The organism is Trichocoleus sp. AS-A1, assembly GCF_039962015.1.
Lineage (GTDB): Bacteria > Cyanobacteriota > Cyanobacteriia > Cyanobacteriales > FACHB-T130 > FACHB-T130.
The window spans coordinates 1-24,119 of sequence record NZ_JAMPKG010000035.1 but is presented as its reverse complement, the minus strand read 5'-3'; the positions used below and the strand labels follow the sequence as shown (position 1 = coordinate 24,119).

24 protein-coding genes and 1 pseudogene are annotated in these 24,119 nt (G+C 42.2%); 16 read left to right on the top strand and 9 right to left on the bottom strand.

All coding sequences use genetic code 11. The annotated features are described in order from the left end of the window. Nucleotides 1-48: 48 nt before the first annotated feature. Nucleotides 49-1,248, top strand: coding sequence for a WD40 repeat domain-containing protein (locus tag NC994_RS21975; protein ID WP_190431577.1), 1,200 nt, complete (start codon nt 49-51; stop codon nt 1,246-1,248). A gap of 556 nt (nt 1,249-1,804) precedes the next feature. Continuing rightward, nucleotides 1,805-2,203, top strand: a complete 399-nt coding sequence (locus NC994_RS21970; protein WP_190428355.1) for a response regulator transcription factor — start codon at nt 1,805-1,807, stop codon at nt 2,201-2,203. 75 nt (nt 2,204-2,278) lie between these two features. On the opposite strand, the gene NC994_RS21965 is transcribed toward NC994_RS21970, so the two are convergent. Both NC994_RS21965 and NC994_RS21960 read right to left on the bottom strand, forming a co-directional pair. Then, nucleotides 2,279-2,461, bottom strand: coding sequence for a hypothetical protein (locus NC994_RS21965; RefSeq protein WP_190410508.1), 183 nt, complete (start codon nt 2,459-2,461; stop codon nt 2,279-2,281). A gap of 42 nt (nt 2,462-2,503) precedes the next feature. Further along, complete coding sequence (locus NC994_RS21960) at nt 2,504-2,764, bottom strand: hypothetical protein (RefSeq protein ID WP_190428356.1); 261 nt, start codon at nt 2,762-2,764, stop codon at nt 2,504-2,506. A gap of 300 nt (nt 2,765-3,064) precedes the next feature. Here NC994_RS21960 and NC994_RS21955 point away from each other — a divergent pair, with 300 nt between their 5' ends. Beyond that, entirely contained in the window at nt 3,065-3,610 is a 546-nt protein-coding gene (locus NC994_RS21955) for a DUF2854 domain-containing protein (protein ID WP_190431575.1), read from the top strand. Nucleotides 3,611-3,635: 25 nt separating this feature from the next. Here the strand turns inward: NC994_RS21955 and NC994_RS21950 are convergent, their stop codons facing one another. Next, on the bottom strand, nt 3,636-3,893 hold the full coding sequence (locus NC994_RS21950; RefSeq protein ID WP_190410511.1) for a chlororespiratory reduction protein 7: 258 nt from the start codon (nt 3,891-3,893) through the stop codon (nt 3,636-3,638). A 276-nt stretch (nt 3,894-4,169) separates the two neighbouring features. Further along, nucleotides 4,170-4,682 (bottom strand): Hsp20/alpha crystallin family protein, encoded by a 513-nt coding sequence (locus NC994_RS21945; protein WP_190431574.1) that lies wholly within the window; start codon nt 4,680-4,682, stop codon nt 4,170-4,172. A gap of 88 nt (nt 4,683-4,770) precedes the next feature. On the opposite strand from NC994_RS21945, the gene NC994_RS21940 reads away from it, so the two are divergent. Then, complete coding sequence (locus NC994_RS21940) at nt 4,771-4,893, top strand: hypothetical protein (RefSeq protein ID WP_277879326.1); 123 nt, start codon at nt 4,771-4,773, stop codon at nt 4,891-4,893. Between the two features lie 45 nt (nt 4,894-4,938). Here NC994_RS21940 and NC994_RS21935 read toward each other — a convergent pair whose 3' ends face one another. Further along, complete coding sequence (locus NC994_RS21935) at nt 4,939-5,472, bottom strand: Hsp20/alpha crystallin family protein (RefSeq protein WP_190431572.1); 534 nt, start codon at nt 5,470-5,472, stop codon at nt 4,939-4,941. Between the two features lie 304 nt (nt 5,473-5,776). Here NC994_RS21935 and psaC point away from each other — a divergent pair, with 304 nt between their 5' ends. The 12 genes from psaC (at nt 5,777) to NC994_RS21875 (ending at nt 19,379) form a co-directional block, all read left to right on the top strand. Continuing rightward, entirely contained in the window at nt 5,777-6,025 is a 249-nt protein-coding gene (gene psaC, locus NC994_RS21930; protein ID WP_089128523.1) for a photosystem I iron-sulfur center protein PsaC, read from the top strand. Nucleotides 6,026-6,208: 183 nt separating this feature from the next. Further along, entirely contained in the window at nt 6,209-8,362 is a 2,154-nt protein-coding gene (gene glmS / locus NC994_RS21925) for a glutamine--fructose-6-phosphate transaminase (isomerizing) (RefSeq protein ID WP_242032482.1), read from the top strand. A gap of 152 nt (nt 8,363-8,514) precedes the next feature. Next, nucleotides 8,515-9,333: a TnsA endonuclease C-terminal domain-containing protein gene (locus NC994_RS21920; protein ID WP_190431570.1), complete on the top strand. Its 819-nt coding sequence runs from the start codon at nt 8,515-8,517 to the stop codon at nt 9,331-9,333. Nucleotides 9,334-9,354: 21 nt separating this feature from the next. After that, nucleotides 9,355-9,681, top strand: a complete 327-nt coding sequence (locus NC994_RS21915; protein WP_199299400.1) for a hypothetical protein — start codon at nt 9,355-9,357, stop codon at nt 9,679-9,681. 94 nt (nt 9,682-9,775) lie between these two features. Further along, the gene (locus tag NC994_RS21910; RefSeq protein ID WP_199299399.1) at nt 9,776-11,581 is read left to right on the top strand and encodes a DDE-type integrase/transposase/recombinase; all 1,806 of its coding nucleotides are present in this window, start codon (nt 9,776-9,778) and stop codon (nt 11,579-11,581) included. Beyond that, nucleotides 11,568-13,241, top strand: coding sequence for an AAA family ATPase (locus NC994_RS21905; RefSeq protein ID WP_190431568.1), 1,674 nt, complete (start codon nt 11,568-11,570; stop codon nt 13,239-13,241). Before NC994_RS21910 ends, NC994_RS21905 begins: the two co-directional genes overlap by 14 nt. Before the next feature lie 7 nt (nt 13,242-13,248). Further along, a complete protein-coding gene (locus NC994_RS21900) occupies nt 13,249-14,196 on the top strand; it encodes a TnsD family Tn7-like transposition protein (protein ID WP_190431566.1) in 948 nt (315 codons plus the stop codon). A gap of 240 nt (nt 14,197-14,436) precedes the next feature. Next, nucleotides 14,437-15,051, top strand: a complete 615-nt coding sequence (gene cas6 / locus NC994_RS21895; RefSeq protein ID WP_190431557.1) for a type I-MYXAN CRISPR-associated protein Cas6/Cmx6 — start codon at nt 14,437-14,439, stop codon at nt 15,049-15,051. Further along, the gene (gene cas8a1 / locus NC994_RS21890; RefSeq protein WP_206753506.1) at nt 14,987-16,603 is read left to right on the top strand and encodes a type I-MYXAN CRISPR-associated Cas8a1/Cmx1; all 1,617 of its coding nucleotides are present in this window, start codon (nt 14,987-14,989) and stop codon (nt 16,601-16,603) included. The genes cas6 and cas8a1 overlap by 65 nt, the downstream gene beginning before the upstream one ends. 58 nt (nt 16,604-16,661) lie before the next feature. Beyond that, the gene (locus NC994_RS21885; RefSeq protein ID WP_190431553.1) at nt 16,662-17,612 is read left to right on the top strand and encodes a DevR family CRISPR-associated autoregulator; all 951 of its coding nucleotides are present in this window, start codon (nt 16,662-16,664) and stop codon (nt 17,610-17,612) included. 1 nt (nt 17,613) lies between these two features. Further along, complete coding sequence (cas5, locus tag NC994_RS21880; RefSeq protein WP_190431551.1) at nt 17,614-18,246, top strand: type I-MYXAN CRISPR-associated protein Cas5/Cmx5/DevS; 633 nt, start codon at nt 17,614-17,616, stop codon at nt 18,244-18,246. Between the two features lie 872 nt (nt 18,247-19,118). Then, the gene (locus NC994_RS21875; protein ID WP_190431550.1) at nt 19,119-19,379 is read left to right on the top strand and encodes a hypothetical protein; all 261 of its coding nucleotides are present in this window, start codon (nt 19,119-19,121) and stop codon (nt 19,377-19,379) included. Nucleotides 19,380-19,490: 111 nt separating this feature from the next. Here NC994_RS21875 and NC994_RS21870 read toward each other — a convergent pair whose 3' ends face one another. The 4 genes and pseudogenes from NC994_RS21870 to NC994_RS21855 all read right to left on the bottom strand — a co-directional run. After that, complete coding sequence (locus NC994_RS21870) at nt 19,491-20,195, bottom strand: SprT family zinc-dependent metalloprotease (protein ID WP_190431548.1); 705 nt, start codon at nt 20,193-20,195, stop codon at nt 19,491-19,493. Between the two features lies 1 nt (nt 20,196). After that, a complete protein-coding gene (locus NC994_RS21865) occupies nt 20,197-23,247 on the bottom strand; it encodes an HsdR family type I site-specific deoxyribonuclease (protein WP_190431546.1) in 3,051 nt (1,016 codons plus the stop codon). Beyond that, on the bottom strand, nt 23,244-24,050 hold the full coding sequence (locus tag NC994_RS21860; RefSeq protein ID WP_190431544.1) for a restriction endonuclease subunit S: 807 nt from the start codon (nt 24,048-24,050) through the stop codon (nt 23,244-23,246). The genes NC994_RS21865 and NC994_RS21860 overlap by 4 nt, the downstream gene beginning before the upstream one ends. Beyond that, nucleotides 24,031-24,119 (bottom strand): annotated as a pseudogene (locus NC994_RS21855) (IS1 family transposase); the annotation flags it as partial. The gene NC994_RS21860 and the pseudogene NC994_RS21855, both read right to left, overlap by 20 nt.

Here is a 24,119-nt window from a genome sequence, read left to right as displayed (position 1 = left end):
AAAGCGTCTTAAAATTTAAATACTTAATTTACTTTAGGTGACAATCTAATGATTAATTCGATTTCTCCCGATATACGTTCCTATCCTTTACAAGAGCATCAAGATGCTGTCAACAGCGTAAGTTTTAGTCCTGACGGTAAAACAATTGCCTCAGCAAGCCTAGACCAGACAGTCAAGCTTTGGAGGGTGGAAGGAGGAACGCCACAAACGCTTTCAGGACATACCAAGGGAGTTTGGCGGGTCAGGTATAGTCCATCTGAGGGTAACATGATTGCCTCTGGCAGCATTGACCACACCGTTAGGCTTTGGAAAGCAGACAACGGAGAGTTTTTAAGACCTCTGATTGGACATACAGATGTGGTCTATGACCTGAGTTTTAGTCCAGATAGCAAGAGAATCGCAACTGCTAGCTGGGATGGAACTATTAAAATATGGGACACAGCTACAGGAAAAGAGTTGAAAACGCTGGAAAATCTTGGAGAACAGGACAAAATTAATAGTCTTGACTTTGCTGGCACTGGGCAAACTCTTGCTTCAGGTGGATATAAGGATGGAAGTGTAAAGCTTTGGGACTTGAATACCGGAACTTCCACCATTATTGGTCAGCATAATAAGCAGGTTAATTGTGTGAGATTTAGTCCCAGTGGTCAATTCCTGGCTTCAAGTAGTGATGATGGCACAATCAAGCTTTGGAAGCACGGTCAGCCATTAACCAGTATCAAAGCACACGAAAAGTTTATCTATGGATTAGCTTTTAGTCCAGATGAAGAAATGCTAGCTTCTGTCAGTACAGATGGCTTTATTAAGTTGTGGAAAATTGATGGCACTCAATTGAAAACCCTGGTAGCTCACCGAGGTGAAGTGTATGACGTTAGTTTCAGCCCCGATAACGAAGAGCGTACTGTCCTAGCCTCTGCTAGTGAAGATACAACAATCAGGCTGTGGAAAATTCTTCTTGATGAGAAATTTGATGGTTATAGCGAGAGTGTCGAGCCTCAAGAAGCTTATCAGCAAGCTATTAATAGTGCGAACTTAAGACTAAGTATCAATCCAAAACGAGACAATATAAGTTATCAAGTTGACTTACAAAATGTATTTGATGACGACGGAGCAAATTTTCAGATTTCGGAAGCTAGAGCCGTCGTTAGAGGAATTAACACGGTAATTATGCGTAGACCTTGTGCAAACTGTAGAAGAAGGTGTAGCCCACGAGAATGCCAAGCAAATCTAGAAAAATGTTGCCCTTAAGTTTTATTAATCAAAAATTCAATCTGTAGATGTTTCTCAAAAGGCAACTGTCAAATTAAGCAAAAATACGGCGGCTCTCCCTTTACGCTCAAACCAACTGCGATCTCTTTTATTTTTACTTAATAATCCAACTGTAAAGTTGGCATACAAGTAATGACTGAGCAAGATTCTTGTCAGTAAGTGTATTAAGAAAGGAAATTTTCAGATATTGCGATCGCACTCCCCACCGAATCAAGAGCGCGATCGCTCTTTCAGTCTATCCCTCTGGGTGGAGAGGACAGCTTGAAAAGGTCTTGGTATCCTTGGTAGTGAATGGTTAAACTCAAGAGCGATCGCGCTAAAAAGACAAAAGCGAAACGAGCGGCTGTTCAATTGGTTTAAACATATAAAAACTAAACTTCCAGATTTCTTTATAAATATTTAAACTTTAGAAAATTATCTACTTTAGTTTGGAGGTAAAATGAGTATTTCTTGCAGCAGTTCGCTCGGATGGTAGAGGGACTTTTGTATCCTATGCCCCTAAACTAGAACCGTCAGATGATATAGTTATCCTCTTATGTTGTCCTGTCAGCACCCCCTTCTTCGTGTTCTTGTTGTTGATGACCACGAGCTGACTCGTTTTAGCCTGAAATTAGCATTCCAGAGTCAGGCAAACATCGAGTTAGTCGGATTGGCTAGTAACGGTCAAGAAGCCGTTGAGATGGTCGAGCGTCACCGCCCTGATGTGATTATCCTCGATCTCCAAATGCCAGTATTAGACGGTTTGAGCGCATCAACGCAGATCAAGCACATCGATCCGCACGCTCAGATTATTGCCTATTCCTCAGTCGAAGACCCGCAGATTGAGGTAATGAGCCAAACTGCCAGAATTGATGCTTTTTGTAAAAAAGACACCGCTACTCAAGAGCTGATTGCTCTAGTCAAGCAGCTAGGGCAGCGGGCAGTCAGTCATTAGAAAGGGGCGCAATTAGTGATTGGCGTCCTTGCCGTAGCCTCTTGGCTAGAGTTCAGCTCGGCAAGGCGTTAGTTTCTAGTTGGCATCTGCCTCTGGGAAGGTGCGCCGAAATTCATCAATCAGGTCATCAATTTCTTCGAGTGCCTGATTAACATCAATTCGTAGAGTTCCCAGGTTTGGTTCCTCCAGGAGCCTTACCAGCGACTCACGCTTGAGTTCAATCTGGCTAATCCATTGCTTGAGTGTTTGTGGGTCCATTGTTTGCTTCCTCTGTCGATTATTTATTTACAATAATTAATCCTAGCGAAGGAAAGGAGGACGTTTCGGATCGGTAGGCTTATTTTTAATCACTTCAGAAATAAACCGCTTCAGCGCCTTCTCCCGATTTTTCATAAAAGCCGACCAAAATCCTGGTTGAAACTCATCCATTGTTTTAGCTAAAGCCCAAACATCTACAGCCAAGATGTTATAAAGCGTTTCATCTTCCTGCTTCAGCGTTTTGAGTTGATCCAGGATGGCTTTACTCTTTTTTGTAGCCCCGGAATTGTCTTCTTGAATCATTTTATTATCTCGGTTATGAATTGATGGCGGCGGACAACAGCGACTTATTTTGATAATAGGGGTTCCTTTTGTAAACGCCCTGAGTTATGAATTACCGTTGGTTGATGGGCTACTTTACAGACTCTGCACTCATTCGTCAAGGGCTATCAAATTAGCGAGACTTCTTCAGCTTCGTGCTTCCCAATCGCCACCCAAAGCAATGGACATGGTTTTATCAAAAATCTCACCCATACTAGAGATGTTACCCAGTGCCAAGGATAATAAAGCTGAAGAGATTGTCAATTGGGTATCCTAATTAAAATGTTACGTCAAACTTCTTTGGGAACGTTGGGTTTAAGTGTTGGTGGCGTTTTATTTCTGGCGGGACTGGTCGCTTACGTTACCGACAACCCAACGCTGAATCTAGCCGGATTCTTCTATGGGGTTCCTCTGTTGCTGGGAGGGCTTGCCCTCAAAGCCTCAGAACTTACGCCCGTACCATTCAGCAAACCGACTTCCAAGGACATAGTGGCACTCCGAGAACAGCAAGCAACTGCAACTCAAAACCAAATTCGTCTAGATGTCACCCGCTATCGCTACGGTCAAGATGCTCATCTCGATAGCTCTTTGAGCAGCTTGGGGCTGAGTCCAACCGATGAAGAAAGACCTGTGCTAACAGGATTACACGAAACTGCGATCGATGGGGCTTACGCTTTGGTGTTGGAATTTGAGTCGCCGCTCTTCCCTCTAGAGGTTTGGCAACAGAAGCGGGAGAAAATAGAAGGGTTTTTTGGCCCTGGTGTGCGCGTAACCGTGACTCAACCAGCTGAACAACGTGTTGATGTGGCGCTAATTGCTACACCCTAAACGTAGGGGCGGAGGAACTCCGCTCTTATTTTTCTAAACGCACGACATACCACTGTAAAAATTGTCCTGGCCCCATATCTAATTCGCAGGACGTTTCTAGCAGGTATTCAGCTTGAGCTTCTACTGAAGGAAATTTTTGCAAATCTGGCGGTAGGTTATCTTGACGAGTTGCCAAAATTGCCTTCAGTTTTTCTAACATTTCTGCGGGAGTGAGGAATTGCTCTGGTTGGTTGGGTTCCAGAACAACGAAGGCATCTTGTCGATACATCAAGGAATCTGGCATTTTAAGTTTTTTCCCAAAGAAGACATCTTGCACAAGTGTATCGTCCTTGACGATAGCTAAAAAGATGACATTGTCCAATTAGGAGATGGTTTTTTCTAGGGGCAATCTACTGAAGGCTTGTCTCGAAAATAAATAGTTTTTCAAGGTGCAACGCCAAAAAAATAGCCGCTGAGTGGAGGGTAGGATTCTACTGAAGACCACTCAGCGGTTAGATAACTAAATTAGGCTATTGTTTCTTACCCAGGCTCAAGACCCTTCAGGGAGGCAAGGGCAAGATTAGTTCACGCTAGCGTGGTTGGCTTCAGGAGTTGACTGACTCGTCAATTCTGGAGTCGTATTGGTGCTTCCTAAATTGAGTTTGACGACGGTACGCCGCGCTTCCGTGACTTTCGGCAGGGTTAATGTCAGGATGCCATTCTGGAAGTCAGCCTTGGCTTGGTCATTCTGAATCGGCACTGGTAGAGGAATCACCCGCTGGAAGCTACCATAGCGGAACTCGGAGCGGAAGAAGCCTTTTTCTTCATTCTTCTTCTCAAAGCGATGTTCGCCGCTAATGGCGATCGCTTCACGAGTGATTTGGACATCAATGTCCTTGCCTTCTACGCCTGGAATTTCAGCCCGCAGGATCAGATGGTCTTCAGTGTCTTGGAGTTCAATGGCAGGCTTCCAAGTTGTGCTGTACTGGCGAGAAGCTACGCGATCGCTTCCGGCAAGTTCATCAAACATTTGATCCATTTGACGACGTAGAGTTTCCATTTCTTGGAAGGGTTGCCAACGAATCAGTGCCATAAAACAGTTACCTCCAATTTGCAGTGACTAAATGCTTGAATTGAAATTTGTTCAATGGGATGAAGCTTTTAGTTCCCACGTTTTTATAATGTCAAAACAGTCTGGTTACGTCAGTGAGGAAAACCGAATTGCCTTTTGGGGGATTTTCCCGACTTCTAGAAGAAGGCGAAAAAATAACCGCCTTGCTGATGCTCAGCGGTTGAGTGGTTAGACTAAGAAGTTTTCGCGGCTACGGATTAACCGAAAATTATCTGGATTAATCCCAGACGCTAGCCGGTTCAGCACTCTCAGTTGCTTCGGGCTTCTTCACATCAGCAACGGGTGCGTCAGTGACTTCTGGAGTCGCGCTGGTACTATCTGCTAGATTGAGCTTAACTACGCGATCGCGAACTGACGTTACTTTGGGCAGCGTCAGCATCAAGACGCCATCCTTAAATACAGACTGGACGCGATCGTTCTCAATCGCAACAGGTAGAGAAATTACTCGCTGAAAATTTCCGTAGCGGAACTCAGAACGGACGTAACCGCCTTCTTGTTCTTTCTTTTCGTAGCGGCGTTCGCCTGTAATCACAACCGCTTCACGAGAAATGCGGATATCAAGGTCTTTGGCTTCGATGCCAGGAATTTGTGCCCGCAGGATTAGGCTGTCCTCTGTATCTTGCAGCTCAATCGCAGGCTTCCAGGTGATTGGAGCATCCCGATTAACGCTTGCCAGTTCGTCAAACATTCGATCCATTTGACGGCGCAGGGTTGCCATTTCTTGAAAAGGTTGCCAACGAATCAGTGTCATAGTCGATTCCCAAGGGTTAAAACTTCTCTGTGTCGAACGCTGGAATTGAATTTTGTTCAACTGAGTTAAGCCTTTCGTTCACACTTCTTTATGATGTCGAAGGCACCCCAGCTTTGCCGGTGAGGCAAACCGCCTTAAGACAGAGGGATTTCCCCGCCTTTGTCGGAAAGTCGCAATTAGGGGCAATCTATTACAGAGTTTGAAGTTCTGTGGCCTTTTGCAGAGGCGTCTATGCGCCTGCGGTAAACTAAGCCTTGATTCTAGTGTCATTAGTAGAGAACACTCAGAAAGGAGCCGTTTTTCGATGTCTCATACCGTTAAAATCTATGACACCTGCATTGGATGCACCCAATGCGTTCGCGCTTGCCCAACGGACGTCCTAGAGATGGTTCCCTGGGATGGCTGTAAAGCCCAACAGATTGCCTCATCTCCTCGGACTGAAGATTGTGTAGGTTGCAAGCGGTGCGAAACTGCCTGTCCTACCGACTTTTTGAGCATCCGAGTTTATTTGAGCAATGCTGAAACGACTCGCAGCATGGGCTTGGCATACTAACAAGCTGGCTTGAAAACACTTTTTATCATTCCGATTCCAAGGCATTGAGGGGGCAAATTGCTCCCTCTTTTTTGCGGAATAAGAGCGCGATCGCCCGTAACCAATACAATGTTGTTGACCTTGACGTTCCTGGGATAGCCCAGTAGCTTTTTAGTTTAAGTGTGAACAGGAGTGTTGTGATATATGTGCGGAATCGTTGGCTATATTGGCACTCAAGCGGCGACAGAGATTTTGCTGGCAGGCTTGGAAAAACTGGAGTATCGGGGCTACGATTCTGCCGGTATCGCCACAGTCTTGGAAGGTGATATCCATTGTGTGCGGGCAAAGGGCAAACTCTACAACCTGCGCGAAAAGCTACAACGAGAAGTTAATCCGGCGACGATTGGCATCGGACACACCCGTTGGGCGACTCACGGCAAGCCAGAAGAATACAACGCCCATCCCCACACGGATACGGCTAAGCGAATCGCGGTGGTACAAAACGGGATTATTGAAAATTATCGGGAATTGCGAGAAGAACTCAAAGCCAAGGGACACGAGTTTCGCTCAGAGACGGATACCGAGGTGATTCCCCACTTAATCGCCGAACTAATGGCACAGCAAGCGCAGCAGGCGGCGGCGACCGCTCAACCGTTTCCGTTTTTAGAGGCGGTGCGGCAGGCGGTGACGAAAACTGGGACGGATACGGAGTTGATTCCCCAGTTAATCGCCGAATTAATGGCACAGCAAGTACACAACTCAGCTTCGATGCCTCAACAGTTTCCGTTTTTAGAGGCAGTGCGGCAAGCAGTAACGAAGGCGGGGACAGATACAGAGGCAATCCCGCAATTAATGGCTGAAGTGATGACACAGCAGGTACACAACTCAGCTGTGACAAGTCAGCATTCTTCCTTTTTAGAAGCGGTACGGCAGGCGGTGAATAAACTGGAGGGAGCGTTTGCGATCGCGGTTATCTGTGCCGACTATCCCGATGAATTGATTGTGGCACGGCAACAAGCTCCCCTCACCATTGGTTTCGGTCAAGGAGAGTTTTTCTGCGCCTCTGATACCCCGGCGCTGGTTCCCCACACTCGTGCCGTCCTGACGCTGGAAAATGGCGAATTGGCAAGAATGACCCCGATTGGCGTTGAGGTGTACAATTTTGCAGGCGATAGGCTCAAAAAAAGTCCCCGGACGTTGAGTTGGAATCCCGTACAGGTGGAAAAACAGGGATTCAAACACTTTATGCTCAAGGAAATTTATGAGCAACCGGGGGTGGTTCGCGCTTGTTTAGAAGCTTACCTAAACGCAGATTGGACCGCCGACTCTCGTCAATCTCCCATCAAACTGAATTTACCCGCGTCACTCTACGAAAATTTAGAACACGTTCAAATTCTTGCTTGCGGTACCAGTTGGCACGCCGGACTGGTAGGTAAATACCTGCTGGAACAGTTAGCGGGAATTCCCACCATCGTGCAGTACGCCTCTGAGTTTCGCTATGCACCCGCGCCTCTCACTGCGAATACGCTGACCATTGGTGTTACCCAATCTGGAGAAACAGCGGATACGCTGGCGGCTTTGGCAATGGAATCCCAGCGTCGTGCCAGTCAGCCGCCCCAGTTTCAGACGCGATTGCTGGGGATTACCAATCGTCCTGAAAGCACTTTGGGGACGATGGTGCCCCAGATTATCGAAACCCATGCGGGAATTGAAATTGGAGTAGCGGCGACGAAAACTTTTGTTGCCCAACTGATGGCATTTTACTGTTTGGCGCTGGATTTAGCTTATCGGCGTCAAACGGTATCGGGAATTCGGTTAGAGCAAATTTTAATTGGCTTACGACAGTTGCCAGCGCAGATTGAACTAATTTTAGAAAGTCAGGAGCGCTATATTGAGCATCTGACTCACGATTTTGCCGAAACAAAAGATTTTATCTTTTTAGGACGGGGGATTAATTTCCCGATTGCCTTGGAAGGGGCGCTGAAACTGAAAGAAATCAGCTATATCCATGCCGAAGGTTATCCCGCTGGAGAGATGAAACACGGCCCGATTGCACTGCTGGATGCGAAAGTGCCCGTAGTAGCGATCGCCATGCCGGGGACTGTCTACGAAAAAGTCCTCTCGAATGCCCAGGAAGCGAAGGCGCGGGATTCCCGCTTGATCGGCGTGACGCCGATGAATGACCCAGAAGCAGCGGAAACCTTTGATGATTTGTTGCCCGTTCCTGCCGTGGAAGAGTTGCTTTCTCCCATCCTCACAGTAATCCCGTTGCAACTGTTGGCTTATCACATTGCAGCACTTCGAGGTTTAGATGTAGATCAGCCTCGGAATTTGGCGAAATCGGTAACAGTTGAATAAGCTGTTAGAGCGATCCTTTATTGGTGTAGAGGAATAATTCGGTTGAACAATTAATAAGTCGGTTCAACAATTAGTAAAACGATTGAACAATAACCTCGCAGGGAGTACAATTGTACCAATTGAAAGTGCGATTGCTTCCGGAGGTTATTTTTATGGTTAGGGGCACAAGGGAATGGACACAAGCTAAATTTGAGCGATACAAAAAAGAAGGTCGTGGTCGAGGAAGTGGTAAAGACTATAAACCTTGGCTTACAATCCAAGACTTTTCCTCAAAAGGCCGTTCCTCTAGAACTCCTGGCTGGAAAACAAATCGAGTACATCATTTCTTCTCAGACCATGAAAAACGGCTATTTTATTTGTTTGAGTGGTCAGATACAGTTACAGATATAAGAGAGCAATTTCCTCTAAGCGATCTCGATCTGGCAATGAGTATCGCTACAGACATGGGTGTAAAGTACCCCATAGACACACAAAGTGGAACTCCTTACGTTTTAACAAGCGACTTCATGCTCACTGTAAACCACAATGGGAAGCAGGTGCAGATTGCCCGGACGGTCAAGCAGTCAACAGAACTGGAGAAGAAGCGAGTTAATGAGAAATTGGAGATAGAAAGACAATATTACTTAGCAAAAGGTATTGACTGGGGAATTATTACAGAAAAAGAAATTTTAAGGCGTTTAGCAGAAAATGTTGAGTGGGTTCATTCCGCTTATAGGTTAGAAGCAAATTCTGAAATGGATGTTGCACAACTGCGTGAGTTGTCAACAATTCTAAAATCCAAGCTTCAAGAAGAGGATACAACCATCAATAGAATAACTACTGCTTTAGATAAAGAAATGAATATAAATCTAGGAACGTCACTCTATGTGTTTAAGCATTTAATCGCCAAGAAAGAAATTATTGTGGATTTACTAGAAATCAAACTATCTGCCTGTCCATCTACTCAAGTTATAAAAAAAATAATATTTTAGACACATTTAGTAGGTAAAAATATGCTTAAAAATTTATTTATAAACGATTTAATAGAGTGGAAAGCAGATGATAACAATCATTTGATTGAAAGGATTATATGGATAGACGAAGGTTATGTTATTGCATTTGTTATAGATATTAATGCTAAAAAAGGGCTACCTGAACCTAAAAAAATTTCTGAAATTTTAGAAGCTATATCTGAAGGTATTGCTTTAAAGCATCAACAAGATCCTTGGCTCAGAATTGTTCGAGATGAAAATTTAACAGATAGAGAAAAGGAATATAGAGATAAAGCTTGGGAAATAATTTCAACATTTAGTTACGCAGGAGCCATCCATATATTATAGAAATATTAGAGGCTCACTGGTCAAAAAAATTGTTGAAAATTATAACCTAGGAAGAGATAAAGATAAATTAGTAGAAAAAACTGTATATAGTTATTTGAGAAGATTTTGGCAAAGGGGAAAAAATGTCAACGCTCTTATACCTGATTTTATCAATTCATCAGGTAAGGGCAAGATTCGAGGACAATCAGGCAAGAAGAGAGGAAGACCGAGAAAATATGCACATGAACCAGCAATTGGTGAAGGTGTCAATGTTACAGAAGAAGATAGAAAGATTTTTAGAATAGCTATAAGTGAATTTTACAATAATCCAAAAGCGAACTATTTAACAACTGCTTATGAGTTAATGGTTAAGAAATTTTACAAAGAAGGAATTAGATATGACGAAAACGGTGTCCCAAAATCTATCTTAACTCCGACTGAGAAAATACCTACAATTACCCAATTCAAATACTGGTATCAACTTGAGCAGGATGATGTCACTAAAACTTTGACATCTCGCAAAGGAGCCAAGCGAGTAGCATTAGAGAATAGAGCGATTTTGGGAACCTCTAAGATGGAAACTATTGGCCCAGGTTCTCGATATCAAATTGATGCCACGGTTGCTGATGTATATTTAGTGTCAAAATATAACCGTAATTGGATAATTGGAAGGCCAGTTGTTTATGTAATCATTGATGTTTTTAGCCGCATGATTACAGGTATTTATGTTGGTTTAGAAGGCCCATCTTGGACAGGAGCAATGATGGCACTAGCCAATGTAGCCACAAATAAAACTCTGTTTTGCCAGGACTACAACATTAATATTACTGAAGATGAATGGCCTTGCCATCAAATACCAGATGCAATTTTAGGAGATAGGGGAGAATTAGCAGGTATGACTATTGAAACATTAATCCCTAATCTCTACGTTCGTATTGAAAATGCAGCTTCCTATAGAGCAGATTGGAAAGGGTTAGTAGAAAGACACTTTCGTATAATCCATGAATACGTAAAACCTTTTTTACCTGGTTATGTGGATACAGATTTTAGGCAAAGAGGCGCAAGGGATTATAGGCTTGATGGCAAACTTGATATAGATCAATTCACTGAAATTATTGTTCGTCTAATTGTTCACCACAACAATAAACCTCTTAAGGTATATGAAAGGGATGAAGCGATGATTGCTGATGATGTACCTCCTATACCCAGAGAGTTATGGAAGTGGGGTATTGCTAATCGTTCTGGTAGACTTAGAACTTTTTCTGAAGATATTGTCAAATTGAACTTGATGCCTACCGAAAAAGCAACTATTACAGCTAAAGGCATCAAACTGAGAGGCAAGGAGATGTACTATACCTGTAATAGTGCTGAAAAGGAGCAATGGTTTGAAAAAGCTAGAAGTAATCTCCTTTCTAAATCAGATAAATCACTGATTGTGTCTTACGATATCAGAAAGCCAAACTTCATTTACCTTCCATCTATTGATGGTAGAAATTTTGAAAAATGTTCTCTTATTGACTTAGAAGGGCGGTATTCCAATAAAAACTTTCATGATATTGAATATCTGCTTGCTTATGAAGAATGGCAAAGACAGAAAAGCCAAGGTAAACAAATACAAGAAAAGGTGGATTTGATAGCTGATATCGAAAGCATAGTAGACAGAGCCGAAAAAATGACTGATACTGCTCAAGAGCCTAATTTAAGTAAAAGTAAAAAAGTTTCTGGAATAAGAGAAAATAGAGCTTTTGAAAAGGCTAAACGACGAGAGAGCGAAGGATTTGAACTAGCCAGTACAGAGCAAAGCAGCTCTAAGGTTGTAGATAGCAAACCTGAGAACTTAGAACAACCAAAATCACTACAACCAGACTATTTGGAGCTTCTCAAGAAAAACCGGCAGGAGCGTAAACGTGGACAGGAATGAAGGTGAATTAATTAAAATTTCTAATGGAGAATTAGCGGTTGTGGCTAGATATATAGACCAAAAACTTCCAGAATACAACGCTAATCCATTAATTCAGGCACTACCTCCTATCCTTTCGGCAGAAGAATTTCTAAAGAAAGTAACAATAACGCCAGATTTTGATGAACAAGAGAGGGAGTTAGAAGCTCATTATAGAGTTCATTGCATTGAAAGGCTATCTAGATATTTCGATCCTCAAAATAAAACTGTTGAATTACAAAAGGTCATTTGTGCGCTAATTATGACGGGCTATTTAGCTCGGAATATTCTGAAGCCTGAATATGCAAGTCGCTCTAGGCAAATTTATAGTGCAATAAAAGATGGAGGAGGTAAAAACTTAGAAAACTATGTTAATCTTCCTACGTCTGCTTCCGGCTTAACACTAATTGGCCCATCAGGGATGGGAAAGTCTACAAATTTCCAAAATATTCTTAATCTTTATCCTCAAGTAATTCTTCACCCTGAGTATAGTGTTTACCAAATAGTTTGGTTGAAGGTTGACTGCCCTCATGCAGGTTCTTTGAAGGGCTTGTGTACTGATATTTTTCTCGCTGTTGACAGACTATTGGGTACTAACTACTTTAAAAAATTTGGCTCATCGCGCAACTCTGAAGATTATATGCTTGCTCAAGTTGCCCAAATTGCCCATACTCATCATTTAGGAGTTCTAGTTATAGATGAGATGCAAAATCTTGCTACAGCAAGAAGAAAAAGCTCAGATATGTTAAACTTTTTAGTAAAAATGGACAATACTATAGGAATTCCAGTAATTCGAGTTGGTACGAATGAGGCTTTTCCTATTCTGCAAGGAAATTTTAGAAATGCTAGGAGAGGGACAGGAGAAGGAAGCGTAATTTGGGACAGGATGATAAATGATGATGAATGGTATTTCTTCATGGATGGAATGTGGGAATACCAATGGACAAAAACGCTTGTTCCTTTCTCGGATGAAATAAACGAAGTTTTTTATGACGAAAGCCAGGGAATTATTGATATTGCTGTCAAACTTTACAAAATAGTTCAATGGAGAGCGATTTCAATAGGTGGTAAAGAAAATATTACTATTGACCTAATTCGTCAAGCTGCTAAAGACGGACTATATTTAGTCAAACCAATGCTAGATGCAATTAGGTCAGGGGACAAGGAGTGGATGACTAAGTATAAAGATATTGCTCCTCTCGATACTACAGAATATCAAAATAAATGTCTATCCGAAATTGATGCTAAAGATTTGACAGATATTAGGAGATTAGCCCGAAAGCAGCAAAATCAGCCGAAAGTATCGCCGAAGCTAAATTATGTAATTCTTGAGCTTTTAAACTTGGAAGTAGAACCTGTTAAAGCAAAGGAATGTGTAGAACAAGTAATTGCTTCTAGTGATGAAGATGCAGACATTTCATCTTTACTTAAAAAGGCATATGCTCTTGCTTTACAAGGAGGTCAAATAAATGAGAGCCTTGCTAAGACAAATATAAAGAAAGCTAAGTTAAAGCCAAAATATCAAGAAAATGATATTCGACGAATTGTTGAAAATGCAAATAAAGATAAAAAATCTGCATACGAGGGTTTGAAATTGGCAAGTATAATCAAAAATCCAGTTGAAAATTTTATAAATACTTAGTTTCTTGATGCTTAGTTTCTTTCCAATTCTGTATCCCGACGAACTGTTATATAGCACTTTAGCTAGATACCACATTCGGAGTGGAAATAAAAATTTTAAGCAAACTGACTTAGAGCTATTTGGTTACAGTTCTCAACAAGTATGCAGAATTACTTTAACTAATAATTTAAATTATTTGGTGAAAAACTTATCTTTACTTTCCCCGCCAACAGTTGATAACTTACTGCAAAATCATACGTTATATCCGTTTTATACAACTTTTTTAAAAACCCAGGAAGCTTGGTTACTAAAAGACTCAATGAGTAAAAAACTTAGTGGCTCCATCCTAGATGTTGCTAAAGTTGCTACTAATTCTAGCGGTGATTCAAAAAGGTTTTTAAAATTCTGTCCCGAATGTTTAGAAAACGATATCCAAAAATATGGTGAACCTTACTGGCATAGAATACATCAAGTACCTGGAATTTTAGTTTGTCCTACTCATAGCGTCGTTCTACATGATAGTTGTGTAGAAGTGGAATCGAAAGGCGTACATTATCATGCTGCTAGCGTAGATAATTGTTTAGTAACCACCAATATAAAAAAATTTACGAATCAGACTTTGGAAACACTCTTGACGCTGGCAAATGATATTAATTGGCTAATTCATAGCAATTTTGCTTTTCAAGGTTTAGCTTGGCTTCGCACTCAGTATCAGCATTACTTAGTTAATAAGGGACTATTACAATCCTTTCCTGGTGGCAAGTTTAAGTTTGATGAGTATGGTTTTGCCCAGCTTATATTTGAGTTTTATGGTCAAGAATCCTTAGAAGCCGTAAATACAAAATTGACTCATCATCAAGGTAAATATTTTTCTCATTGCTTATTTGGATGTGACTTAGAACCAGCGATTGACCGTGTAGCTCATATCTTAATGATGAAGTTTTTAGCAAACTCTATAGAAGAATTCTTACAGTAATGAATGTATTATAAAAATGTAAAGTATATTGATAAAAATTAATAAAAATTTACTAAAAATTATCTTTATAGTTTGGCATTTAAGTATTCTCAGATTAGTGAATAAGGTAATGTAAGTAATATCATATTCATTCAAAATCTCGTTGCATTTGCTTAATACTGGCATCTACAAATGATTCTTGATAGCAACTTACTTACACAGATTCACTCAGAATCACCTCCAAAGCCAAGAGAGCTTTTAATGTCTCAGTTACCATATATGGATTTAACTTTTAATCTTATTGGTGAGACATTACCTTTCGACCACGGCTATGAGTTATTCTCTGCGATCGCTCATTTTGAACCTAAACTGCATCAATTAGATACTCTTGGAATTCATACCATTGCAGGTATTCCCAAGGATGGTGTAATTAATCTAACCCAAAATTCTAGGCTTCGTATTCGGATACCAGTAAATCAGGTACGTTTGGTTTATCCGTTAGCAGGTAAGTCTTTGAGAATTGGCAAGCATACAATTCGTTTGGGTATTCCCGACATCTATTTACTTCAACCTGCAAAGCAATTGCGATCGCGCATTGTGGTAATAAGAGGATATGAAGAACCTGAGACGTTTTTAGCTGTAGCGCAGCGTCAGCTAGAACAACTGGGTATCCAAGCAATCGCTAGCATTCTCACCAAAGCCAATGGTAAACCAGCTCGTAGAACTATCAAAATTAAGCGCTTTACAGTGGTAGGTTTTGGATTAAAAGTCTCCAATTTAAGCGATGAAGATTCACTAGCTCTGCAAATACATGGTGTTGGCGGAAAGCAAAAAATGGGTTGTGGAATATTCGTGCCAATTAAAGAAAGGCCATAGCATAGCAAATGCTCGAAAGCAGATGAAGAGAGCAGCTAACCCCAAAATTCAGCTTAATCTCGGCGATCCTAGTATCACTTTATTGCATCGTGCAGGGATGGCTGGACTCTGGATGACTCTCAAAAAACTGAAACAAATTTACCCAACACCTGCTCAACGTATTGGTAGACTTACTTGGCAGCTAACTCCTTGCAGTATTAGTCTTGATTGGGAAGGACAAGATTTTACAGTTTTAGACTGGTTGCTGAAGCAATCTTTTCAAATTAGCGATGAAGGATTAATTTCTCTAACAGGGTTAAATCCTGAAAAAATGGATATTCAAACTAAAATAATTATCCATCAAGGTATCACAGAAACCTTTACACAACATAATAAATTTTTTAAGTCTGCGGGTCAAGAATTTAAGCAACTGACTATTGATGGCGTTGAACTTAGAGTTGATTATAAGAAAGCTGCTTGGTATGCTCATCAACACTTTGCTAAGTATCTATGCGACCAATACGGTCAATTATTACAAGAGCTAGTTGGTATAACGGGGTGGCTTTATCCAGGGGCAGTAGTTCGTCATTATGCTTTTCAAAAGGAAACTAAGTTTGAAGAGAAAACAGAACATGCTCTAGCTTTGTTATTCGCTCCTGTCGCTTGTCAATATTTTGCAATACGAGCGCACACAAACCCGCAAGATACAAAGTATGTTCTAGTTGTACCTGAAGTAATTGATTTAGAACTTTGTGCCCAGTATTTCTGGAGTTTAAATAACTTAAATTACAAAGATTTTCATGTATCTAGCTTGGGAGATGCTGGATTAAAATTTCTTACTTATGAAACAACACAACAAGCTACCTCCAATTTCATTAAAAGATGTCAAGCAATCTCTTTTAGTACAGTACCTTGGTCAAAACAGCAAAAAACTCGTACAGAAATAGTATTCATAGAATTAAATTCTTCAGTTAGTTCTCTTTATAAACTCAGTTGTATTTGTTTTTCCAAATACCAATTGGTTTTCTATAAAAATCAATTATTTATCTTGAGTAGTTTAGTCAAAGGGATAATTGCCAACAATCTGGTAATGGGCTTTCCTTGGTGGACTAACTTCAGTTTAAAAATTAAAAATAACAAACTATTTCAAGAAAATGTTCACGATTATATAGGCATTTATCAGATGATTCAACAATATGAATGGGATATTGAAGCTCAAAAGTTATTTGTTAAAGCTTGTCATGAAGCATTGCAGAAAATATACACTAAAATTTATAGCCGCACCAAGGAAGGTGAATATGCTCAAATAGAACGGGAAAATACGCGCATTTTATCTCAACTTAGACGTTGTACTAATGCTGGCAATTTCCGAAAATTTATTGCAGAGTTTTGGGCAACAGCAGGGCAAATATCTATTCTTGAAGAACATTGGGCAGAATTATTACCGCTGACAACAGGTATGGGAAATTGGAAGGTTGCTAGAGATTTAACTTTTATTGCAATAGCTAGCTATCCAAGAAGTAAGACAAAAGAGACAGAATTGTTAAAAACATCTGAGCTAAATGCTGAATAAATGTAAAAACTTTCGATTTTATTAAGCACAAGGTATTAATTTATTAGGGAATGGTTAAATGTTTCATCTATTTGGTAACATTTTGACTAGTTATGGAACCGCAGCTAATAATCGTGGTGAAAATGAAGGTAACACAACTACTTTACAAAAATTAGTTTGGAAAGGTGAAGTTCACTCTACCGTTTCATCTGAGGCAATTCGTTGGGCATTACGGTATTTTTGGCAAAATGCTGGCTATCCTGTTAATAGAAGTTGGGATGAGAACGCTCAACCTGTAGCGACTCACATATGGCAAAACCCTAGTTTTGATGATATTCGCTTCATTGATGATGATGTATTAGGATTTATGCAAGCGGAAGCGGCAAAAGTCGAAGCCGCAAGCGAATCTGAAGCTCAAGTCCAGCAATCATCTGAGGATGATAATAAAAAAAGCTCTCAACGTAAGCGCAAGGAAAAGCCTAAAGGAAGAATAACTGCTAGACGAGGTGTACTAGAAGTTACTCGTGCAGTATCAACTATCCCTTATGCTGGTGATCTTACCTTTAATGCTATGAGCGGAAAGAAAGGACGAACTTCTCTTTATGCTACAGAAGTTCATGCTACTCGGTATCAATATGGCTTTGCATTAACACCCAATAGCCTCAAAGATAAATCTCGCATTAATGCTGTTTTAGATGGCTTAATTTCTATTGGAGAAGTGGCAGGAAATCACGCTCGTTTCTTGTATGATTTTTCTCCTGATAGCATCATATTACGGTGGACCCATGATTTCTCACCACGGTTGCTCTACTGTTTTGAAGAAGATGAACTTAGAAATGTGTCTGTACCGGATTTAGTGAGGCGGGTAGAAGTTGGAGATATAGATCCCAAAGAATTATGGATAGGAGGAGCAATTTCCCGCACTTTAGAAGATTTAGGGGCAAATGTGTTTCCTGGAGTGAAGGCAACTGCTGAAGCTCTAAAACAGGTGATTACCCAAGATTTGCAGTTGTCGCCAAGGAGTTCATAAAGTGACGACGATCGCCTTAAAAGTAGAAGTTCCCATAGCTTGCTTTCGCCAGTCTCGTGTTAGAGAGTATGCCGAAACCTATCCTATGCCACCTCCATCAACAGTGTATGGAATGTTACTTTCTCTTGTAGGGGAAATGAATAGATACAAACACTGCGGGGTGAAGCTGGCGATCGCACTTCTATCTGAACCAGAAAAGTCAACTGTTATCCGCACCTTTCACCGATTTAAAACGAAGAATATCCATGACCCTAAAAATACTAAACCTGATTACCAGGAGTTACTAACTAATATAGAATTTATAGCTTGGGTAGATGCTGGCGTAGATAAAGCTAAACCGAATTTAGTACAGCGTTTAGAAGAAGCATTTACCAATCCAGCTTCTATTAATAGATTTGGTGGATTGTGTTTAGGTGAAAGTCGGGATTTAGTAAATGATGTTACCCTTTTACCTGAAAATTACTATGCAGAATCGATGCGATGGTTAATTCGAGATGAATATAGCTCGCTAACTTTACCTTATTGGGTAGACCATGTGGGTTCCAGGGGAACACGATGGTTGCGTTACGGGATGCAAGAAAGTCAAGTATTTCAACCACCTGAATTAGCGTGGACTTCAGTTCAAAGTGATTAGAGCATATTATTTTCTTTGGCAAGCACCTTTGCTTGGGAAATTTAAATGCCATGAGAAATAGCCTTGTCTTCTTATTTTACAAGCGTTTTAGGTATTTTGTATGCTTCCAAGATGCTTGCGATTTCCTGGAATACTCTAAATACAAGAGTTGAGAGCTTTAAAAACTTTGCTTTTCCCATCAGTAGCTGTTAATTTTTGCAACTTGACCAAGCCTAAGTGGAAGGTGCTTGTAAAATTGATGTAGAGCATAGGCAAATCAACAAATGGGGCGATCGCCGTGCTTTACCATTAGATGCCGTTAGGCTTTGAGCAGCTAGAAGTCGGCAAAATTAGCATCGATATTGCTGACGTGCTTTACCATTAGATGCCGTTAGGCGTTGAGCAGCGCTCCCTCACTTTGACGGTGCGCTAAGTAGACAGTGCTTTACCATTAGATGCCGTTAGGCGTTGAGCAGAATCCCCCATTCTCGGTCAAAGGGAATCCGCTAGCCGTGCTTTACCATTAGATGCCGTTAGGCGTTGAGCAGATTGCATGTTATGTCGCTTGCAATGTTTATGATGCGTGTGCTTTACCATTAGATGCCGTTAGGTGTTGAGCAGCGAAGATTGCAGGCTGCGGCACTGCACCTACTAAAGGTGCTTTACCATTAGATGTCGTTAGGCGTTGAGCATATTACTGTTTTTTGGAAATAATCAAGCCCAAAGACGTGTTTTACCATTAGATGTCGTTAGGCGTTGAGCAGTGCCATCCATATATTAGCGGGGTCAGCGATCGCTCTGTGCTTTACCATTAGATGTCGTTAGGCTTTGAGCAGAGTTGAGAAGAAGTTACTCTGTATTACTCTTGTTCTGAGTTAACAGAGTTGGCAGTAATGGAATATTGGCTATCAGTGGGATTGAGTTTTGAGGTGGCGGCTAGGGCGTTGCAGGCTTTGAAGCAAAAAGTACCGGATTTTTCCGATCTAGTAGTGCAGAAGCGATTTATGTTGGTCTGGGATAGAACGGAAAAGGATTTCCGGTTAGAGGCATTTGAAAGGGAAGACGCGATCGCATCTCTAGATAATGGTCAACCTGTGATTCCGGTATGCTTGGACGAGATTCATCAGCAATTGGCGGTTAGGTTGAAGAGTTGAGCGCGATCGCAGCATTGTTGCATTCAATCAGCCTTATCGTTGCTTGATCTGGAAATAATTCATTGGCGGTTGCTGGGAAGATAAAAAGAAGTCGGTGGTGCCAGCTTAATTTCAATAGCTTTCAAGTGGAGCGCGGTTCAACTCATCTTTATAGAAACGCCAATTAGGAAGGAATCCGTTCATTAAGGTTGTGAATCGCTCGTTGTGATGCCGTTCTAAAAGATGCGTCATTTCATGAACGACGACGTATTCCAAACAGTGAGGATCTTTCTTAGCTAGTTCAAGGTTCAGCCAGATGCGTTTCGCTTCAATGTTGCAGGTGCCCCATTTCGTTTTCATCAGCTTAATTCCCCAATCGTTTACCCGAACGCCGAGAACTGCTGCCCACTTTTCGATTAATAGTGGAATGTCTTGTTTTAATTGTTGCCGATACCAATTCATCATGACTTTTTGGCGTTGGGCTTCGTCGCTTCCTTCCCTGACGTAGAGGTCGATATAGGTATTGTTTCTGACTTTTACTTTAGGGCTACCTTTGTGGTAAATAACATTCAGTAAATAGCGGTTTCCTTGGAAATAGTGGCTTTCACCAGATACATATTCTCTTTTTAATTGGCGTTCTTGCGCCTCAAAATTGGCTTGGTGCTTTTTAATCCAAGAGATTTTTGAGATAGCAAATAGCCGCACTGCCTCATCATCCACTCTCAGAGGGGCGGCAATACGCACTCGTCCATCGGGTGGATACACCCCTAGATGGATGTTTTTAATATCTTTCCTATCAACGTCAATGACTAAATCGCTGACCCTTATCTGATGCATCCTAATAGTCGCTTTGATTCTTCACGATGTCAAAAATGATATCTACTTTTTCAGATGAGTCAAGGTGTTTTTTTATTGCCTTTTTTACTTCACGCTCCTTAATTTTATTGCCGCGCCAAGCATCTTTTTTGGTTTGGCGAATTTCATTGTCGATCGCCAGTGCCAGGGCCTCATTTTGGCCTAGGTTATCGTACAACGCTCGTTTGGCAGAGGAATCCAGGGATGGGGGGTACTGGGTTGAGGTTGCAGGCTGGGTAACTTGTCGGCTCAAAGTCACAATTTTGTTCAGGTAGTCCTCATATTCCTGAGCGGCTGTTTTTCGCTCTTGAATCAGTTCATCCAGAAGTGCGGACATTTTGCCGAAATATTTAGGGTTGGTGGGGCATTGGTCAATGATAACTTTGCGTAAGTTGTTCTCAATGGTTTCGGCAACAGCTTCTTTGTTTTGTCTAATGCTCTTGGGTAGGGTGTCCACTGCATCCTTACCGCGTTCCACAATCAACTGAATCAGTGTCATGTCATCAAAAGTGGAAAGCACTTCGCTCTCTTCTGCGCCGATGTAAGTATCGAGCAGGTGGCGCATAGCCGGTTCGTAAGCTTTCAAGTCAATGGCATCGCCGCTGGCAAGTTTTACTTCGGCGCGAATTTGTTCGTAATATTTGACCTCCTGCTTGATGGTTTCAATTCTGGTGGAAGAATAGCCAGCTTCTGGCATATCGTTTGCAAGGTTAGCGTAAGCTCGAATCAGAGAAGCGGTAAGTTTGTAGAGGGTAACTCGCTTTTGTTCGTGTTCTTTTACTAGGTCTGGGTCTTCCGTATTGGGGCCACAGAAATAGCGGATGTAGGCAAGGCTATCTTTCGGCGGTTCTACAGGTTCGCACAGGGCTTTAATACTCTCCCTGGCAGTTTCTAGACGCTCTACTCCTTTTTCCAGGCGATCGCTAAGTAACCCATTGACATCGCCTGGATCGTAGCCATCAAAGGCTTCGACCGTATAGTGGTGAACGGATTTTTCTAGGCTCTTGAACAGATCCTTGTAATCGATGATGTAGCCATATTCTTTATCGTCGCCATCCAGTCGATTAACACGACAAATCGCCTGAAACAAACCATGATCTCGCATGGTTTTATCTATGTAGAGATAGGTAGTGGGGGGGGCATCGAAACCAGTCAGCAGCTTATCCACCACAATCAGCAGCTTCATCTGGGCGGGTTCATCAACAAATTTCTTTTTGACTTCTTCCTCAAAGGCTTCGGGGGTTTTACCATTCAGCATTTTTTGGTAAATCTCATACTGCCGCAGCTTTTCGGTGTATTCGTCTGTGCCAGTGCTTTCGCCTTTGATGCTTTGGAGGGAGCCATCGTAAGAGGTGACGATCGCACATCGTTTGAAGCCTTGATTCTGGAACAACTCGTAATACTTACAGGCTTCGTAGATGCTGCCTGCCACCAGCAGGGCATTGCCCCGACCGCTTTGTAGACGGTCTTTGGTTTCAAAGTCTAGTAGGATATCGCCGACAATCTTCCCTAGCCTGGATGCTGAACTCAAGACCTTTTGTAGGGTACCCCAGCGTTGTTTCAATTGGGTTTTGGCTTGTTCGGTCAAGCCTTTGGTCTTAGCTTCAAACCACTGGTCGATTTTGGACTGGGAGGTGATGAATTGATCGACGTTGCGGGCTTCGTAGCGCAGATCGAGGACGACTTTATCAGCTACAGCCTCGTTGAATTTGTAGGTATGGATGTAATCACCAAATACCTCAATACTATTGTGCTTGTCCTTCCTGAGTAGAGGGGTACCCGTGAAGCCGACGAACAGGGTATTGGGCAGAATTTCTTTCATGGCATCGTGCAGTTTGCCCGATTGGGTACGGTGGCACTCATCCACAAACACATAGAGGTTGCCTTTGGCAGTGAAGTCTTTTGGGAGGCTACGCTTGAGGTCTTCGATGTAGCTGTTGTAATCCGCGTCGCTAACCTCATCTTTGTCTTTCTTGCCAAATTTGTGGATGAGGGAGCAGAGTAGCCAGGGGGTGGTGCGATCGAGCTTGTCGATCGGGTCGTTGCCGTTTTTGGTGCGGTAGATGTCTTCATTCACGCCTTTGAAAACGTTCTCAATCTGTTTGTCCAGTTCGTCCCGGTCGGTCACGATTAGGACGCGGGCATCGGTGAGATTTTCCCGCATCCATTTGGTCAGCCACACCATTGTCAGGCTCTTACCGCTGCCTTGGGTGTGCCAGATGATGCCGCCTCTGCGTTGTTGCAGAGAGGTTTGAGCTGCTTTTACGCCGAAATACTGGTTATGGCGGCAGACTTTTTTGATGCCGCGATCGAAGACAATGAAGTCGTGGATCAGTTCGAGGAATCGCTCTCTTTGACAGAGTTGCAGCAGGTGTCGGTCTAAACGGTTCTCAACGGAACTGTCTTCTTTCCAAGCCAGATAATTCTTTTCCGGGGTTTCAATCGTGCCATAGCGGAGTCCTTCGGTGTCATTGCCTGCCATGACGAACTGCATGGTGGCAAAGAAGGATCTGATAAATCTTGAGGTTTGGTTATCGAGGTTTTGGCGGATGCCTTCGGAAACGGAAACGGTGCTGCGTTTGAGTTCTAATACACCCAAGGCGATGCCGTTGACATACAGCACCACATCCGGGCGTTTGGTATTTTCGCCTTTAACTGTGACCTCTTCGGCGATCGCAAAGTCGTTTTCTAAGGGGGTTTCCCAATTAATTAGCCAAACGGTCTGGGTGTTTTCGCCTACTTCTTCTCGGACTTTGACCCCATAGCGCAGCAGGCTGTAGACGGCTTTGTTGATGTCGTAGAGGCTTTTGCTCTGGTCGTCTGCGACTTTTTTGAGTTCGTACAAAGCTTTGTTAATCAGGCTGTCACTGTAGCTTTGTTTGTGGCGCAAAAAGTTGGTGAGGAGGTCGGTTTCGATATGGCTATTATTGGGGCGGTCTTGCCAGTTGCCCAGATAGCCATAGCCTAACTGCTGCTGAAACAGTTGCACAACACGGTTTTGGGTTAAGCGTTCCCGTTGTCCGACCTGACTCATACCAGTCGAGTCCTCCCGGTGAGAAGTTCCTGCATCATGCCCTGTTTAATGGCTTTGTGTTTATCGCGTTTTTGCTCTAAGGCTTTGATTTGGGCATCCATGTCGGTGAGGACTTGGGCGATCGCTTTTTGTTCGTCAACAGAGGGCAAGTAAACTTCGATATTCTCAATTGTTTTAGCGTTAAGGCTGGGAACTCCTGATGCTTCATTATAGGAATACCAATTAATTAAATTAAACCGATAGAAAACAAATTTTGGAAATGCGTTATTGAATATCTCTGTATAAAACAAAGTATCTATCGTCCAAAATGGGCTATCCATATATTGAGGAACGTCAATCGTTCCTTTTCGTCCAATTAGCACTGACGGCTTATCATATAAGTAAGTCTTTGCTCTGCCAATTTCGCCACCCGTAGCTAAGATTGGAAATTGACCATTCTCATCGGCTATATCATGCTGACTTTTTCCGTGTCCGACTTTTAATATTTCCCCCAATCTTTTTATCTCCCACTCGCTGCTAAAACCGGGCAGGCGTTTTTTGCCTGTAAGGAGTTGCTGCATTGTGCCTTGCTTAATGTTGCACTTTTTGGTGATGAGGCGATCGAGTTCTGTGATCGCGGCATCGATATCACTGAGGGCTTGCGCGATCGCTTTTTGTTCAGGAAGTGGAGGAAGTGCGACTTTGTATTTTGCAAGACCTATACCAGTTAACTGAGGAATTCCACTACTTTCGCTAAATACATCTACTTCATGATTAATGGGCGTTGCTGAATAGTGGGAGGAATCAAGCAGGAATCGGGACATCTCCAAATCTCAAGTAGTGAAGTAACAAGCGGATTGAATGTCTCAGCATTTCTTGGGATTTGGAATAAC